At 51.0% G+C, this 431-nt stretch carries 1 protein-coding gene; it reads right to left on the reverse strand.

All coding sequences use genetic code 11. The features are described 5' to 3' along the window. Window positions 1–21: 21 nt before the first annotated feature. On the reverse strand, window positions 22–431 hold a 410-nt coding region (locus tag K5R16_RS22300), incomplete at its 5' end, for a suppressor of fused domain protein (protein WP_220740615.1).

Raw genomic sequence — 431 nt, forward strand, 5'->3', positions numbered from 1 at the left:
TCAGGAGTCTCGTGGGCTCGGTTATTTCCGCCCTGTGACCACATTGATTCTGGCAACATCCACCAGATCGCTCACCTGATATTTGTCGAACAGATCCAACAAGGCATCGCTGCCCTGCTCCAGTTTCAACATCATCTCTTCTTCATAAAGCGGCACCAGGCTATAAAAATTGATGCACTTGTCCTGGTCAATCTCCAGGGTGTGGAAAACCTCATCAACCAGCAGTGACGGCAGAACTATCATGCCGTTTTGACGGGTATTTTCGGCAAAGGGTTCGGCAGGATCACCATTGGGTATTGTGTGTCCCCAGCCCAGCCAGCTGTCGTATTTATGCGGAAAGCGCGCCAAAAACTTAAGCTGCCTTACAGGCCAGTACCACTGTTCATCGCTGAAGGCTTCCTGACTTATCTGCCAATGCGCCGGCAAGGTGA

The organism is Shewanella sp. c952, from assembly GCF_019654975.1.
Classification (GTDB): Bacteria; Pseudomonadota; Gammaproteobacteria; order Enterobacterales; family Shewanellaceae; genus Shewanella.